Annotated in this window: 7 protein-coding genes; 3 read left to right on the top strand and 4 right to left on the bottom strand. The window is 71.5% G+C overall.

Annotation, left to right across the window (positions count from 1 at the left end; genetic code table 11):
* Positions 1–239: 239 nt before the first annotated feature.
* Positions 240–842 (bottom strand): TetR/AcrR family transcriptional regulator, encoded by a 603-nt coding sequence (locus tag FF36_RS26845; protein WP_044887982.1) that lies wholly within the window; start codon positions 840–842, stop codon positions 240–242.
* Positions 843–1,037: 195 nt separating this feature from the next.
* Here FF36_RS26845 and FF36_RS26840 point away from each other — a divergent pair, with 195 nt between their 5' ends.
* The 3 genes from FF36_RS26840 (at position 1,038) to FF36_RS26830 (ending at position 5,698) form a co-directional block, all read left to right on the top strand.
* The gene (locus FF36_RS26840; RefSeq protein ID WP_199865512.1) at positions 1,038–2,483 is read left to right on the top strand and encodes an MFS transporter; all 1,446 of its coding nucleotides are present in this window, start codon (positions 1,038–1,040) and stop codon (positions 2,481–2,483) included.
* A gap of 770 nt (positions 2,484–3,253) precedes the next feature.
* Positions 3,254–4,135: an AfsR/SARP family transcriptional regulator gene (locus FF36_RS26835; RefSeq protein WP_128423398.1), complete on the top strand. Its 882-nt coding sequence runs from the start codon at positions 3,254–3,256 to the stop codon at positions 4,133–4,135.
* Between the two features lie 555 nt (positions 4,136–4,690).
* Complete coding sequence (locus FF36_RS26830; RefSeq protein ID WP_242422900.1) at positions 4,691–5,698, top strand: 3-oxoacyl-ACP synthase III family protein; 1,008 nt, start codon at positions 4,691–4,693, stop codon at positions 5,696–5,698.
* 88 nt (positions 5,699–5,786) lie between these two features.
* Here FF36_RS26830 and FF36_RS40185 read toward each other — a convergent pair whose 3' ends face one another.
* The 3 genes from FF36_RS40185 to FF36_RS26815 form a co-directional block, all read right to left on the bottom strand.
* Positions 5,787–7,283, bottom strand: coding sequence for an FAD-dependent monooxygenase (locus FF36_RS40185; RefSeq protein WP_044887979.1), 1,497 nt, complete (start codon positions 7,281–7,283; stop codon positions 5,787–5,789).
* A 31-nt stretch (positions 7,284–7,314) separates the two neighbouring features.
* Positions 7,315–11,652 (bottom strand): type I polyketide synthase, encoded by a 4,338-nt coding sequence (locus tag FF36_RS26820; RefSeq protein ID WP_082122257.1) that lies wholly within the window; start codon positions 11,650–11,652, stop codon positions 7,315–7,317.
* Positions 11,645–16,265: type I polyketide synthase (locus tag FF36_RS26815; protein WP_044887997.1), on the bottom strand; the 4,621-nt coding region annotated here is incomplete at its 5' end. The genes FF36_RS26815 and FF36_RS26820, both read right to left, overlap by 8 nt.

Below are 16,265 nucleotides of genomic sequence, written 5' to 3'. Positions count from 1 at the left end.
GGATGTCTGACCTGGCCGGCCCCGCGCGCCGCCCGATGGCGAGGACGCCACCGACAACGGCCTGAGCCCGTCCGGGTGCGCGGCACGTCAGCGGGAATCGCGGTGGCGGGCGGCGGCCCGCCCGGGGGCCGGCTCGGTGACAAGGTCCCCAAGCCCTGCGATGTCGACATGGATCAAGCTGCTGGGCAGGGTGTTCGTGGCTCTGCCCGACTGCGGGGAGCCCTCCTGCCGCCGGCCGGTCAGGCCCGGATGAGTGGCAGGAGAACCTCGTCCACGACGGAAACGACGAACGGCTCCGGGACGTCCGTCCCGACGACCACCACATGCTGAATGATCATCCCTGGACCGACGTCGGCGATCAACGGTGTCGCGGTGCCCGGGCGGACGGAGCCCTCGGCTATCCCACGGGTCAGAACGGCCAGGATTTCGCGCCGGCAGGGATCGAGGACCCGCTGCCCCACCGCCTTGTGCACCAGCCCACCCGAGCCTGGGCCCTCGTGGCGCACGATGTCGAACGCCGCCCCGTTCGTCAGGCCGATGGCGTTCCGGATGCAGCACATGATCAGTAGCAGGTCCTCGCGAACATCTCCCGTCAACCGGAGCTGCTGGGGAGACGGAAGCACGCTCTGCAGGACCGCGGTCACCAGCGTGTCCTTGTCGGCCCAGCGCCGGTACAGCGCCGCCTTCCCCGTACCCGCGGCGGCCGCGACGCCTTCCATGGTCAGCTTCGAGTAGCCGTCCTCGCGCAGGATCTGATGGGCTGCCTCGAGGATCGCCTGCTCAAGCGCCTCTCCGCGCCGGCGACTCCGCACCGGGGCGGCCACTGGGGAGGACTGTGCCACTGGGCAACTTCCCTATCGAGACGTCACTGACCGGTTGCCCTGGCAGACGCCCACCGATATAGTAGACGCAGCCGTTCACTAGAACTATCTGACACCCGCTACTATGGACCCGCGGAGAGCAGCATGTCCAGTGGATCAACAGTACTGTCGAGTCCACCCCGGGCCCGGAGACCAGGCCATCCCACGATCACTCTGATGATCATCGTGTGCTGCCAGTTCATCGTCGGCCTGGACGCCACCGTCGTGAACATCGCCCTGCCGCACATCCGCTCGGCGCTGCATTTCTCCTCGTCCAGCCTGGCCTGGGTCAGCAGTGCCTACACCATCGCCTTCGGCGGCCTGCTGCTGCTCGGTGGCCGCGCCGGCGACATCCTCGGTCGGCGGCGGGTCTTCATGGCCGCGCTCGGAATCTTCGGCGTGGCTTCCCTGCTCGGCGGCCTCGCGCCGTCCTCGGGCTGGCTGCTGGCCGCCCGAGCGGCCCAGGGAGCGGCCTCGGCGTTCGCGGCGCCCAACGCCCTCGCGCTGATCACGTCGAACTTCGAGGAAGGACCCACCCGCAACCGGGCCTTCGGCGCAGTGTCAGGGGCATACGCGGCCAGCCTCGCCCTGGGGCTGATTCTCGGCGGCATGCTCACCGAGTGGGCCTCCTGGCGTTGGGTGATGTTCATCAACGTCCCGATCTCGGTCGCGGTCCTCCTCCTGGTGCCCCTGTTCATCAACGAGGCGGAACGCCATCCGGGGCGTTTCGACCTCCCCGGCGCGTTCCTGTCGGTCGCGGCGATGACGTCACTCGTCTACGGCCTGCTCCACGCGGCCTCGGACGGGTGGAGCAACTGGGTCACCGAGGGCACCCTGGCCCTGGCAGTCATCCTGCTGGCCGGTTTCATCGTGGTCGAAGCACGGGCCGACCAGCCGATCGTCCCCTTGGGAATCTTCAAGAACCGCAGCCGGGGAGCCGGGTACTTCGACCTGCTCGCCCTCACCGCCACCATGGCCGGCATGAACTTCTTCGTGACCCAGCTTCTGCAGAACGGCCTCGACTTCGGGCCGCTGCGCGCCGGATTCGCCTTTCTTCCCATGGCGTTCGCCATCATGACGGGTGGCACCATCGCCGCCCAGTTCCTCGAACGGGTCGGCACTCGCGTGTTCGTCGTCGTGGGCGCGGCCATGGTCTTCTGCGGCATGGTCTGGCTTTCCCGTGTCGATCTCTCCACAAGCTACCTCAACGGTGTACTCGGTCCCACACTGCTGTTCGGTGCCGGCTCAGGACTCGCCTTCACCGCGCTGAGTTCGGTGACCCTGTCCAACCTTCGGCCGGAGGAGTCCGGCGCGGGTTCCAGCCTTCTCGAAGCGATGCAGTGGGTGGGCTTCTCCCTCGGGGTCAGCACCCTGGTCACCGTCTTCGCGTCCTCGAGCCGGCATGCCCAGGAACATCTGCCCACCGACCTCGCCCCCGGCGACGTAGGTCGCTACTCGCTGTTCGAAGGAATGAGCGGCGCGTTCACAGCGTCGCTGGTGTTCGTGGGGGCAGCTCTCCTCGTGGCGATCATCGCGCTGCGGACGCGGGCGACAGCATCGCAGGAGGCCGTCCCCGCCAAGTATCCCGTCGAGACCCCGGCGGACTCCACCGCGGCGGGATAGCGGGCGGCTTGCGTCCCGGGCCCCACGACGTGCGCACTCCCTGACCCGAGTGATGCACCCACGGATGTCGGTCATGGAGTCCGCCTGTTCGGCGGCCTGATCTCGATGTGGGGCGGCCCGCGGGGGCGACGGGCGGTCGGCTGACGAACGGCAAGGTCGCGCCCCTCGACCCCGGCGAAGGCCCGGGCCGGCCGAGGCGGGCGCCGAGCCCGGGTGGACGCGCCCGTCCGCTGCCCCGACCAACACCACGAACATCCGTGTCCCGCGAGCTAGCCACACCACAGAGCAGCAAGAAGAACAATGATTCAACTATCAAGTGACACTTGTCACGCAACACTACAGATTGTGCAGGTCGACCGGCCGGCGCATCCTTACACCCCGACGGACAGCACCCATAACCACAGGTGAGAAAACTACCCCTTTCATTGATCACATGAGGCCGGAAACCGAGCGTTACATTGCTGTAGTATTACAGAACATAACGTCGCTGAGGGCCGCCACGTCATCTATACTGATGGCGTGGCACTTTGCGGTCCGGCCCACCCCCACCTCAGGTGCCGGGCCAGGTCAGGTCTCTTCCTGCCAGCATGAGGTAAGGCGGGCATCTCCAGTCGTCTTACGATCCTTGCGGGTGGCGAGAGAAGCACGTTCTCGCCCGATGACAAGCTGTGGGCACGCACACGGATTAGCGTGAGGCGCCGGCCAGGCCGCCAGGACCGAAGGGCCGGCCAGCGATCAGCGTGCCGGGCCGGGAGCTGGAGAATCTCCGGGTGGAGAAGGACCCGAACCAGCCGGTTGACGAGTTCCGGACGCGCATCCTCACCCGCGTGCACCCAGACAGAAGGGAGGTCGTCGTGAGGCGCTACGAGATGTTGGGAGAACTACGAGTGGTCACCGAGTCCGGTGACCACTCCCTGAGCGTACCCAAGGTCAAAATCCTGCTCGCGACACTACTGATCCGCGCCGGCCAGGTGGTCCCCGCCGATCAGCTGGTCGCCGAACTCTGGAACGGGCGTCCGCCCCGGTGTGCCGCGGCCGCCCTGTACGTCTACGTCTCCCAGGTACGGAAGTTCCTGTGCGTCTCCGGCGAGTCGAGCAGCCCGGTGGTCACTCGATCCCCAGGGTACATGTTGCAGCTGGGCACCGACACACTCGACCTGCACCTCTTCCAGAAGGAGCTGAGCAGAGGATGCCAGCATCTTCATCTCGACAACTACGCCCAGGCCGTCACGGAATGCGAATCGGCCTTGAGTCGGTGGCGCAGCTCCGCGCTCGGTGGGCTTCAGGGCGGCTTTATCATCAATGATCATATCACCTGGCTCGAGGAATCCCGACTGGTGTGCCTGGAGACGCTGATCGAGGCGAAGCTTGGACTACAGCGACACCACGAAAGCCTCAGCCAGCTCTACTCGCTCATAGCCGAGTATCCCCTCCGCGAGTCGTTCTATCAACTCCTGATTATCGCCCTGTGCCGATCGGAGCGCAGAGCGGAGGCTCTGAGCGTCTACGACCGCGGCTGGAGCACCATCACCCGGGAACTCGCCGTGGAACCTGGCGACGGCTTCCAGCGTATTCGCCAGTCAATTCTGGACGAAACGTGCGAAATACGTGGTATCAGGACACCCATCATTCGCCAGCGAGTCGGCCTGTAAGTAGTCGCCGCCGCAGGTGGCCACGGGTCGTGGCGATATCTCGAGCCGTCCTGGCAGCAGCCGGTCACGCGCCGCGAGGACCACCGGCGCCCCGTCCATTCGGACGGAAGGGACCATTCCTCATGTTCCTCTCCCCGATGTGGAAAGTTGAATTAACCGCCCATGCCGCGGACGTCGTCAACCTGTTCAAGGCAGGATCCTCCAGGAATTGCCGAGCTGGTTGTTTCCGGCCGCCGGCCGGTTGATCCAGGCGGGTCTGGGCAGGGGTGGGGACACGGGCGGCTGGCGAAGAACTCCCGCGGCGGGCGAGGGCAGCGCGCAGGGCGGGTCGTTGCCGTGGACCTCGTCGCCGGCTGCCCACCGTCCGGGGCCCCGGCACCGAGCTTTGACGCGTCTGCCGCTCGGCCGCGGCGTCGCGCGCCGGGTCACCGATGCTCCGCGAGCCTCGCACCCTGGCCGACCATTCCGACCGGGCCCGGAAACTCAGCAATGACCTAGGGCCGCTTTAGGGCGAGATTGCATTGTTCTGGCATGGAGTCTACGGAGATCCGGATCATGTCTGCGGGAACCGCTCTTCCGGGCGCCCCGGTCGACAACGCCCGTCTGGCGAGACTTTTCCGCATGGATTCGGTGTGGGAGCAGTGGGTCGACACCTTCATCGGCACCCGTACCCGCCATCTGGCCCGTGACCTGGACACCGGCGAGCAGTACTGTTCGCTGGCCGACCTCGCGACGACGGCGGCGCGGCACGCGATCACCGCGGCGAACATCAGCCCGGCGGACATCGAGCTCATCGTCATGGGTACCTCGACCCCGGACATGCTCATGCCCGCGACCGTCAACATCGTCGCCGACCGGATCGGGATCAACCGCGTCCCCACCTATCAGCTCCAGTCCGGCTGCTCCGGGGCCGTCCAGGCACTGGAGGTCGCCCACCACTTCCTGCAGACCGGCGCGTACCGCACGGCGCTCGTCCTGGGCGGCGACACGACGGCGAAGCACTTCGACGTCGATCTCGACGTCACAAGCATGCCGCCGGCGCAGTTGGTCAACCTCATCCTCTTCGGGGACGCGGCCGGCGCGGTCGTGCTGGGCACATCGCCCGACCATGGACGGGCCGTGATCCGCCGAGTGGTCACCCGGCTCACGGGGCTCGGCCGTGAGCCGGGGCAGTCGCTGGAGTGGTACGGGCTCGCCGACCGCGACAGCGACCGTCCGCCGGCCAGCGAGAACTACAAGATGATCGAGGAATCGGTGCCCCCGATGGCGGTCGAGACCCTGCACATGCTTCTCGACGACCTCGGGTGGAAAGAGACCGATCTCGACTACCTGCTGCCGCCGCAGCTCTCCGGCCGGATGACGCCCCGCATCGTCGAAGCGCTGGGGGTGCCGAGCGCGGAAGAGGTCTCCTGCGTGACCGAGACCGGAAACACCGGCAACGCGCTGCCCTTCTTCCAGATCGAGCGGGCCCTCGCCGAGATGGCGCCGGGCGACCGAGCACTCGGCATCGCGGTGGAGTCGAGCAAGTGGATCCAGGCTGGATACGTGTTCGAAGCCCTGTGATGATCCCCAGGCACGGCGCCGGGCCCGGCCGCGACGGTCCCCGGCGCCGCCGGGCCGGGTCCCGGTCGGGACCCGGCCCGGCGGGGCGTCACGGCGTGCCCGCTCCTGCCGGCGCGGGCGTCCCGAACCAACGGGCGAGTGCCTCCCGCAGGCCCTTGGCGTCCGTGCCGTCGGCGTCGGCATGGGCGACGTGTCCGTCCGGGCGGATCAGCAGGGTCGCCGCGTCGACGTCGGGGATGGGGTCGGCCACCGTCAGGTCGACCCGACCGCTCCAGTCGGCGATCCCTGTCAGGTCGGCGGCGCCCGCGGAGAGGTCGAGCAGCACCCCGCGCCCGGCGTGCAGGGTCGTCGCCACGGACTCGACCCGGTCGCCGATCACCAACGTCGCGTCGGGTACGGGCCAGCCCAGTAGCGGATGGTCCGGCCCGGCGCCGGACTGGGTCGCATCCTCGAACGGGTACCGCACCGCGGTGGTGATGTCGAGCAGGTGCTTGCTGACTCCGTCGATGCCGATCAGATCGTTGACGATGTCCCGCAGGTAGGCGATGCGGTCCAACGGGTAGAGCAGCCCCATGGTCGCCTGGGCGTGCTGGCACATCCGCAGGCCCACCGGATGACGTTCCAGTTCGTAGGTGTCGAGCAGATCGGCGGGCGCCCATCCGCGCAGCGTCGCGGCCAGTTTCCAGCCCAGGTTGACCACGTCCTGTATTCCGGTGTTGACCCCCTGGGTGCCGGAGATGAAGAACGAGTGGGCGGCGTCGCCGGCGAGCAGGATCCGCCCGTCGCGATAGCGGTCGGCGATACTCACCGGCCCGCCGAACCGGCCGAGATGACTGATCTTCCCGGTTGTCGGGGCGCCACCGGTGATCCGGCGCATGCTCTCGAACAGCTCCTGCTCGGTCACCGGCTCCTCGGTCGGGCCGGTCTCGTCGAACTCGATGGACATCAGCCGCAGGCCGCCGGTCACGAGCGGCATGGCCCCGAAGATGCCCCGGTCGTAGACACCCGACTCGAACGGGTAGTCGGTACCCGGGGTCAGCTCCAGGTCGCCCCACACGCCGTAGTAGCTGTTCCCGAGCACCGCAGACGTGATCCCGGCGGCCTTCCGGACCGCGCTGTCGGGACCGTCGCAGCCGACCAGGTAGTCACCGGTGAGTTGATAGACCTCGTCGCCGGCCGCCACCCTGGCGGTGACCCCGGCGGCGTCCTGTTCGACTCCGATCACTCGGTGACCCCGGCGCAGATCGACGCCCAGCTCGACCGCCCGCGACTCCAGCAGACGCTCGAGCCGCCACTGCGGATAGACGTAGGTGAGCTCCTCCGGCTTCGCCGAGCTGATGTCCAGCCACAGGAGCGCGAAAGGCGTCCGAGGCCAGGGGAAGATCCCCTCGCCGTGGATACGCTCGGCGAATCCGCGCTCCTTGAGGACCTTCATGGTCTGGCCGTGGACAGCCATTCCGCCAGAGGCCGCAGGTGCCTCACGTCGCTGCTCCAGGATGATCGTCTCAATACCACCGAGACGGAGCTCGCAGCCGAGCATCAGGCCAGCCGGCCCACCGCCGACTATCACCACCGTGCCACTCATGGAAATTCCTTTCGACAGCTGGGATGCCGGACTAGTGGATGGGCGCTGACCGCCCTGGGGAGTTCGCGTCTGCCGGTGGGACGGCGGCGGACGGATCCGCCGTCGCCGTCGCCAGCCGATCCCGCAGATAGCCGGCCAGGGACTCGGCCGTGGGATGGTCGAAAATGACGCTGGCCGGCACGTCGAGGCTGGTGGCCGCCCGCAGTCGGTTACCGAGTTCCAGCGCGGTGAACGAGGAGAGGCCGAGATCCAGCAGGCTCGTGTCGGCGGCGACCGGGGTGTCCGCGGAATAGCCGAGCACCCCACCCACACATCCGCGTACGGCCTCTGTCAGCAGTGCCGTGGCCTCGGCTTCGTCTGCGTCCGCGAGCTGGTCGAGCAGCCGTGGCCCCGTGGGCGCGGCCGCGTTCCCGGCGCCCGCCTGCAGGCGGGCGACCTCGGGCACGCCGGCGAAGAACGGCACGGACAGATCGGCGGGAAACCGCTCCCAGTCGATGTCCGCGACGACCAGGACCGGCTCCTGGTCGCTGGTGGCCTCCTCCAGCACCGATATCGCCAGGTCCGACGCGAGCGGGCGCAGCCCGGGAGCCGCCGCCGCATCGAGGTCCGGTCCCGGCCACGGGGCCCAGGCCACGGCCAACGCGGGCCGGCCGTCGGCTCGGCGTCGGGCGACCATCTCCTCGACCTGGGCCGACACGATGCTCTCGGCGGTGGCGGGGTTCTCGGCGGTGGCGGGGTTCTCGGCGGTGGCGGGGTTCTCGGCGGTGGCGGGGTTCTCGGCGGTGGCGGGGTTCTCGGCGGTGGCGGGGCTCTCGGCGGTGGCGGGGCTCTCGGCGGTGGCGGGGCTGCCGGTGGTGGCGAACTCCGCCGGCAGCGGAGCGAGGACGACGAGCACGGCGACCGGCGCGCCCGCCCCGGTGCCGAGTGGCGCCGCCGTGGACTCGGCGCGCACCGGATCCCGCGGCAGCGCGGCCAGGCTGGCCAGCGCCTCGCCGCCGTCGGGGAGGTCCCCGGCGCACACCACGACGGACAGCGGGACCGTCGCGGCCACGTCGCGACCGGCCAGGTCGACACCGCCCGCCAGGTTGATGTCCAGGGCCGCGAAGGGGACCTCGTGGCGGGCCAGCTCCGCCTCGAGAGCCCGCACCGCGGAGGTGTGCGGGTCCGGGGTCAGCAGCACGAGATGGTCGGCGCCGTGGCGGGCCAGCCAGCGCAGGGCGACCCCGCCGAGTCCCTCGGCCGTCCCGGCGACGACGACCGCGCCCCGCGGTACCCAGCGCCTGCCCGCCCGCGGCCGGCCGGCCCGGACGAGGCGGAGACCGTCCTGCGGCGAGTGCCGGGTCACCCGGTAGCGCCAGTTCCGCTGCTGGCGCCACGCCGTCAGCGTCGGCAGCAGCGCCTCGACGGCGGACTGCCGTTCGGTGTCGATTCCCAGCGTCACCGCGAGGTCCGACGCGTCCCCCCGGTCGACAGCGGCCCAGAACTCCGCGTCCTGCGAGGTCGACGCGGCCGCCGCGGCCGGCTCCGCGTGCAGCCAGTACCGAGTCCGCCGGAACGCGTACGTCGGCAGGTCGACCGGGGCGGGGGGCCCGTCGCCGCGCACCGTCGATACGGCCGGGACGAGCCCACGCAGGTGGGCCGCCGCGAGGCCGGAGGTGATCGAGATCTGCTCGGGCCGGTCCGCGCGCAGCAGGGGAACGAGCAGTGCGTCCGGCGCCCCCGGCGCGGCCGTGGTCTGCAGACGGTCCTGGACGAGCGCCGTGAGCACGGCTGCCGGCCCGAGTTCGACGAAGGCCTCCACGCCGAGGCCGAGCAGGGTGCGCACGCCGTCGTCGAAGCGGACGGCCTGGCGCACCTGCCGCGTCCAGTACCCGGGCGAGCGCAGCTCGTCGAGCGTCACGCGGTCGCCCGTCACGCTGGAGACGACCGGGATCCGCGGGGTATGGAACGTGAGCGTCCGCGCCACCCGACTGAACTCGTCGAGCATGCCGTTCATGTGCGGCGAGTGGAACGCGTGGCTCACCCGCAGCCGCTTCGCCCGGTGGCCGCGGCCGCGCAGCGAGCGCATGACGTCCAGGGCGGTGTCCCGGTCTCCGGAGATCACGATGTTCCGCGGGCCGTTGATCGCGGCGATGCCGACCAGCTCCTGCCGCCCGTCGATCATCTCAAGGACCTCGTCCTCAGCCGCCTGCACCGAGATCATCGCGCCGCCGGCCGGCATGGACTGCATCAACCGGGCCCGGGCCGTGACGAGCGCGCAGGCATCCTCGAGCCCCAGGACCCCGGCGACGTGGACCGCCGCGAGTTCACCGATCGAATGCCCGATCATCAGGTCCGGTCGCAGGCCCCGGTCCTCCACCAGCCGATACAGCGCCACCTCCAGCGTGAACAGGGCGAGCTGTGTGTAGCGGGTCTCGTCGAGCAGCCGCGAGTCGGGATGGCCGGCCGGAGCGAACATCACCTCCCGCAGCGGCCGGTCGAGGTGGGGGTCGAACTGGGCGCACACCGTGTCCAGCGCCTCACGGAAGACCGGATCCTCCGCGTGGAGGTCGCGGCCCATGCCTGAGCGCTGGCTGCCCTGGCCGGTGAACAGGAACGCCGTACGTCCCGCGGGGCGTGCCGCGGTCGGCCCGACCACGCTGGGATCGAACTCGCCGTGTCCCAGTGCCGCGAGGCCTCGCATCAGGTCGTCGGACCGGCCGGCGACGACGGCGGCCCGGTGGCCGAGCAGGGGGCGGGTCGTGGTCAACGCGTGCGCGACGTCGGCCAGCGCGACGTCGGGGTGGTCGGCGACGAACCCGCGCAGCCGCTCCGCCTGGGCCCGCAGAGCCTCGTCGCTGTGCCCCGAGACGGGGAAGGCGAACACGCGGGGCTGGACGGTCCGGTCGGTCTGCGGGCCGGGAGCGGACGACGGCGCGGCGGGTGAGTCGATGGACGGTCGCGGCGAGGGTACGTCGTCTGGCGTGGGCTGCCCGGCGGGCGACGGTTCCTCCAGGATGAGGTGCGCGTTGGTTCCGCTGATGCCGAACGCGGACACCGCGGCCCGGCGGGGCCGGCCGGCGGGCGCGGGCCAGTCCAGACTCTCGGTCAGCAGCGCGACTGCCCCGTCGGACCAGGCCACATGCGGCGTCGGCTCGTCCGCGTAGAGGCTGCGCGGCAGGGTCTGGTGCCGCATCGCCATGACCATCTTGATGATCCCGGCGACACCGGCCGCGGCCTGGGTGTGGCCGATGTTCGTCTTGACCGAGCCCAGCCGGAGCGGTTCGCCGGTGCCGCGCTGGCCGTAGGTGTCCAGCAGCGCCTGCGCCTCAATCGGATCACCCAGAGTCGTTCCGGTGCCGTGGCCCTCGACGACATCGACATCGGCGGGTTCCAGCCGGGCGTCGGCCAGGGCGTCGCGGATAACCCGCTGCTGGGCGGGCCCGTTCGGCGCGGTGAGCCCGTTGCTCGCGCCGTCGGAGTTCACGGCCGAGCCGCGGACCACCGCCAGCACGCGATGCCCGGCGCGTTGGGCATCGCGCAGCCGCTCCAGCACCAGCAGGCCGACCCCCTCTCCGAACCCGGTGCCGTTGGCCGAGGCCGCATACGACCGGCACCGCCCGTCGAACGACAGGCCGCGCTGACGGCTGAACTCGATGAACAGGCCGGGGGTGGCCATCACCGTCACACCGCCGGCGAGCGCGAGGGAGCACTCTCCTCGGCGCAGCGCGCCGCAGGCGAGATGGACGGCGACCAGCGACGAGGAACACGCTGTGTCCACGGTGATCGCCGGCCCCTCGAGGCCGAAGGTGTACGCGAGGCGACCCGAGGCGACGCTGCCGGCGCTGCCGTTGCCGATGAATCCCTCGTACTCGCGCGGCGGCCGCCCGAGCCGGGAGGCGTAGTCGTCGTACATCACGCCCGCGTACACACCGGTCCGGCTGCCCCGCAACGTGGTGTGGTCGATGCCCGCCCGTTCGAACGCCTCCCAGGCGGTCTCGAGCAGAAGGCGTTGTTGGGGATCGGTCGCGAGGGCCTCCCGCGGGCTGAGGCCGAACAGCCCGGCGTCGAACTCGTCGGCGTGGTGCAGGAATCCGCCGTGCCGGGTCACCGAGGTGCCGCCGACGTCCGAGTCGGGATCTGGGTCGTAGAGCGCGTCGACGTCCCAGCCGCGGTCCGCGGGAAAGGGTGTGATGGCGTCCCGCCCCCCGGCCACCAGGTCCCACAGATCCTCCGGACTCCACACGTCCCCGGGGAAGCGGCAGCTCATCCCGACGATCGCGATGGGCTCGTGCTGTTCGGACTCCACCTCGGTAAGACGCTGACGGGTGCGGGCCAGATCCGCCGTCACCCATTTCAGATATTCAACGAGCTTCTCTTCGTCAGGCATCGAGATCCCTGTTCCCGTGGGCGGACTGCGGCAGACGACCAAGTTCGTTGTCGATGAAGGAGAATATTTCCGCGGTATCGGCCGACTGAATTCTGTCGGCGGCGTTCTCCGCGCGGGGGGAAGGAATGTCCTCCCAGCGCGCAAGCAGCGTGCGCAGCCGACTGACGATCGTGAGACGGGCCTGCGGCGCGGCGGCGGACAGCGCCGCCTCGAGTTCCGTCAGGTCCGCCGTGGCGGGCTGCGTGGCGACCGGGCCGCCCGCGTCCAGCGTCGCCTGCAGATACCCGGCCAGTCGGGACGGGGTGGGATAGTCGAAGATCGCCGTCGCCGGCATCCGCTGCCCGGTGTCCCGGCTCAGCCGGTTGCGCAGCTCCACCCCGGTGAGCGAGTCCATCCCGAGCTCGGCGAAGGTCTGCTGGGGGTCGATCTCGCGGGCCGACCGGTGGCCGAGCACCGCGGCCACCGTCGCGACGACGAGGTCGGTGAGAGCCTGTTCCCGTTCCACCCCCGTCAGCGTGGCGAACCGGCGCAGGTGCCCGGCCGGTCCGGCCTGGGACCGGCGGCGCGGTGCCGGCGGGACCAGGGCCGCCAGGAAGGGCGCCAGGGTCCGCTCGTCGGCCTGGGCCCGCAGCGTCCGCGGGTCGAGCGCCAGTGGGGCGACGAGAGCATGGTCTGCCGCCACCGTCCGGTCGGACACCGTCCGGTCGAACAACGCCCGGTCGAACAACGCGAGCCCGGTCTCGGCGGACATCGGAACGAGCCCGGCGCGGGCGATCCGGGCCCGGTCCGCCTGTCCCAGGCCGGCCGTCATGCCGCTGGCCGGTTCCCACAGCCCCCACGCGAGCGAGACGGCGGGCAGGCCCCGTTCCCGGCGCAGGGCCGCGAGCTCGTCCAGGACGGCGTTCGCCGCCGCGTAGCAGGCCTGTCCCGGGCTACCGAGGATGCCGGCGAACGAGGAGAACAGCACGAACGCCCGCAGGTCGAGGTGCGCGGTCAGCCGGTGCAGGTGCCAGGCCGCGTAGGCCTTCGGCCGCATCACCGCGTCCAGGCGCTGGGGAGTCAGGGACTCGAGGACGCCGTCGTCCAGCACGCCTGCCGCGTGGATCACCGCGGTGAGCGGGTGTTGCGGGGGGATCGCCGCGATCAGCTCGGCCAGCGCAGCCTGGTCGGCGACGTCAGCCGCCACCACCGTCGTCCGGGCGCCGAGCTCCGCCAGGTCCGCGACGAGGCCGTCGGCCCCCGGTGCCAGCAGGCCGCGACGGCTCACGAGGAGCAGGTTGCGCACCCCGTGCGCGGTGACCAGATGGCGGGCGAGCAGGGCGCCGAGGCCGCCGGTGCCGCCGGTGATCAGCACCGTGCCGGTGGCGTCCCAGACCGGGTGACCAGCACCTCCGTCCGACCCGGACGGCGCGGACGGCGCGGACGGCGCGGACGGCGCGGACGGCGCGGACGGCGCGGACGGCGCGGACGGCGGGGGGATCCGCACCAGCCGTGGTGCGGCCGCGACCCCGTCGCGGATCACCAGTTCGGGCTCGCCGGTCGCCAGTGCCGCCGAGACCGCGGCGACGGACGCCGGGGCCGCGTCCAGGTCGAGCAGGACGAAGGCACCCGGGTTCTCGGCTTCGGCGCTGCGGATCAGGCCCCGGATCGCAGCGGCGGCGAGGCCGGTGGGCGCGCCGCCGGGTGCCTCTGCCGGCGCACCGGCGGACGTCGGTTCCACCAGCGGGCCGGTGACGATCACAAGCCGGGCCTCGGTCAGGCCGGCGTCGGCGGACCAGGAACGCGCAAGGTCGAGAGCGCGGTGGGTGACCGGCGGGGCGGTGATCTTCCGCTCGTGGCCGTCGCCGTCGGCGTCGGCGTCGGCGTGGCCGCCGCTGTCGGCCGCGGCGGTACCCGCGACGAACACGACCGCGGGCACGGGCGCTCCCTGCGCCAGCGCCGCCCGCAGCGCGCCGAGGTCGTCATACCGGTCGACGGCCAGTCCCTCGGCCTCGAACCGCGTGAGAATCTCGCCCGCGCCGGGTTCCAGGACGGCCCACCGTCCGGCGGGCGCCTGCCCGACGGCCAGCGGCACCGGCTTGCGTTCGAGGGTGAACAGCTCGGCGGGGGAGGTGACCGCGAGCCGGCGGAGCTCCTCGAGCGGGGCCCTGCGGACCAGCAGCTCGCGGATCGTGATGACCGGGTCGCCGGCGTCGTCGACCGCCGACACCGCGAACGTGTCCGGCCCCGTCGGGCGCAGCCGTACCCGCAACGTCGTCGCGCCCGTCCGGTGCCAGGACACGCCCGACCAGGAGTACGGCAGCGGCACGGTCCCGCCGGCCGACGCGGGTGCCGAGGTGTCTCCACTCCCGGTGGGACCGGACAGCCCGGTCAGCGCGAGCGCGTGCAGCGCGGCGTCGAGCAGCGCCGGGTGCACCCCGTACGTGGCGGCCCGGACAGTCTCCTCGGGAGACAGGCCGACCTCCGCGAAGACCTCGTCGCGGCGGATCCAGCCGGCGGTCAGGCCCTGGAACGCCGGGCCGTAGTCCAGTGCGTGTTCGGCCAGCCGATCGTAGGCGTCGGCGACCTCCAGCTGCTGGGCTCCCTCGGGCGGCCAGACCCGCGCGAAGGTGTCGCCCTCCCCCTCCGCCGGCTCCGGTTCGAGCGTTCCGGCGCCGTGACGGCGCCAGGTCGGATCGGCGTCGGCACCGGAGGCCCGAGCGTGCATGGTGATCGATCGCCTGCCGGCGACGTCGGGCGCCGCGACCGTGACCCGCAGGGCCACGCTCCCCTGTTCCGGCAGGACGAGAGGCGCCTCGAGCGTCAGTTCCGCCAGCCGCCCGCACGCGACCGCGGCACCCGCCCGCGACGCGAGCTCGACCCAGGTGGTGCCGGACAGCAGCACGATGCCGTCCACCGCGTGGTCGCGCAGCCACGGATGCGTGCGCAGCGACACCCGGCCGGTGAGAATCACCTCGTCGCTGTCGACCCCTTCGACGAAGGCGCCGAGCAGCTCGTGTCCGGTCCGGTCCAGGCCGAGGCTCTCGGCGTCCTCGCGCTGGGCGGCGCCCGCGGCCGACTCGAGCCAGAACCGGCGACGCTGGAAGGGGTAGGTGGGCAGGTCGACTGGGAGCACGGCGGCGTCCGGCTCGCCGAGCACCGCGGTCCAGTCGACGGCGCCGCCGTGTGCCCACACCTCGGCGAGGGAGAGCAGGAAGCGGGCGCGGCCGCCGTCGTCGCGGCGCAGGGAACCGAGCGTGACGGCCCGACCGCGACCCTCGTCGAGCCCCACGGCCTCGATGGTCTCCCCCAACCCCACGGTCAGCACCGGGTGTGGACTGCACTCGACGAACAACCGGTGCCGCCGGTCCAGCAGCGTCCGGGTGACCTGTTCGAACTGGACGGTCTCGCGCAGGTTGGTGAACCAGTAGTCCGGACCCAGTTCGGTCGGGTCCAGGACGTCCCCGGTCACGCCCGAGTAGAAGGCGATCTCCGTGGCACGCGGCGTGATGCCGGCGAGGGCACTGACCAGCCGGTCGCGGACCTGGTCCATCTGCGCCGAGTGCGAGGCGTAGTCGACGGGAATCCGCCGTACCCGCAGCTCGCCGGGCTCGGCCAGCAGGCGCTCGATGTCCTCGGCCGGTCCCGCCACGGCCGTGGAGGCGGGGCCGTTCACCGCGGCGATCTCGAGCCGGCCCCCCCACCGGGCGATCCACGCGCGTACCTGGTCGACGGGTGCCAGCACGGACGCCATCCCGCCCGCGGGCGTCAGCTCGGTCAGGGCCTGACTGCGCAGCGCCACGATCCGGGCGGCGTGATCGAGGGTGAGGGCGCCGGCGATGTGCGCGGCGGCGATCTCACCCTGGGAATGCCCGACGACGGCGGTGGGCCGCACCCCCTGTGAGATCCACAGGCGGGCCAGCGAGACCATGACCGCGAAGAGCGCCGGCTGGACGATCTCCGCCCGGTCCAGGGTCGGGGCACCGGGCACGGCGCGCAGCACGTCCAGCAGGGACCAGTCGACGTACCGACCGACCGCGTCCGCGCACGCCTCGAGCGCGTCCCGGAACACCGGCGAGGTTCCGAACAGCTCCACCGCCATCCCAGGCCACTGCGAGCCCTGGCCGGGGAAGACGAACGTGACCTGCGAGGAGTCGACGGTGGAGGCGCTGACGGTGCCCGGCGCGGACGTCCCGCCGGCCAGCGCCCGCAGCCCGGCGAGCAGGTCGTCCCGTCCGTCGGCGACGACGACCGCCCGGTGGTCGAGCGCTGCGCGCGTGGTGGCCAGCGCCCGGGCGACCTGGCGCGGGTCCAGGTCGGGAGTCGACTCGGCGAAGCCGAGCAGCGCCTCGGCCTGGGCTCGCAGCGCGGGTTCGCCCCGGGCCGACATCACCCACACGACCGGCTCGGCCGTCGCCTCGCTCCCGCCGGCCGACCCGCCGGACTCCGCGGCGAACTCCGTCGCGGGCTCCGCGGCGGGCTCCGTCGCGGGCTCCGTGGCCGGCTCCGTGGCCGGCTCCGTGGCGGACTCCGTGAGGGCGGGGGGTTCCTCCAGGATGACGTGGGCGTTGGTGCCACTGATCCCGAACGACGACACCGCGGCCCGACGCGGACCCGACCCCTCCCAGGGAACC

The sequence above is a fragment of the Frankia torreyi genome (assembly GCF_000948395.1).
GTDB lineage: Bacteria > Actinomycetota > Actinomycetes > Frankiales > Frankiaceae > Frankia > Frankia torreyi.
This window is presented reverse-complemented; position numbering and strand designations above follow the sequence as displayed.

Coding starts and splice junctions, on each gene's coding strand:
- FF36_RS26840 (WP_199865512.1), top strand. CDS start 1,038: ATGATCATCGTGTGCTGCCAGTTCATCGTCGGCCTGGACGCCACCGTC.
- FF36_RS40185 (WP_044887979.1), bottom strand. CDS start 7,283: ATGAGTGGCACGGTGGTGATAGTCGGCGGTGGGCCGGCTGGCCTGATG.
- FF36_RS26820 (WP_082122257.1), bottom strand. CDS start 11,652: ATGCCTGACGAAGAGAAGCTCGTTGAATATCTGAAATGGGTGACGGCG.
- FF36_RS26830 (WP_242422900.1), top strand. CDS start 4,691: ATGTCTGCGGGAACCGCTCTTCCGGGCGCCCCGGTCGACAACGCCCGT.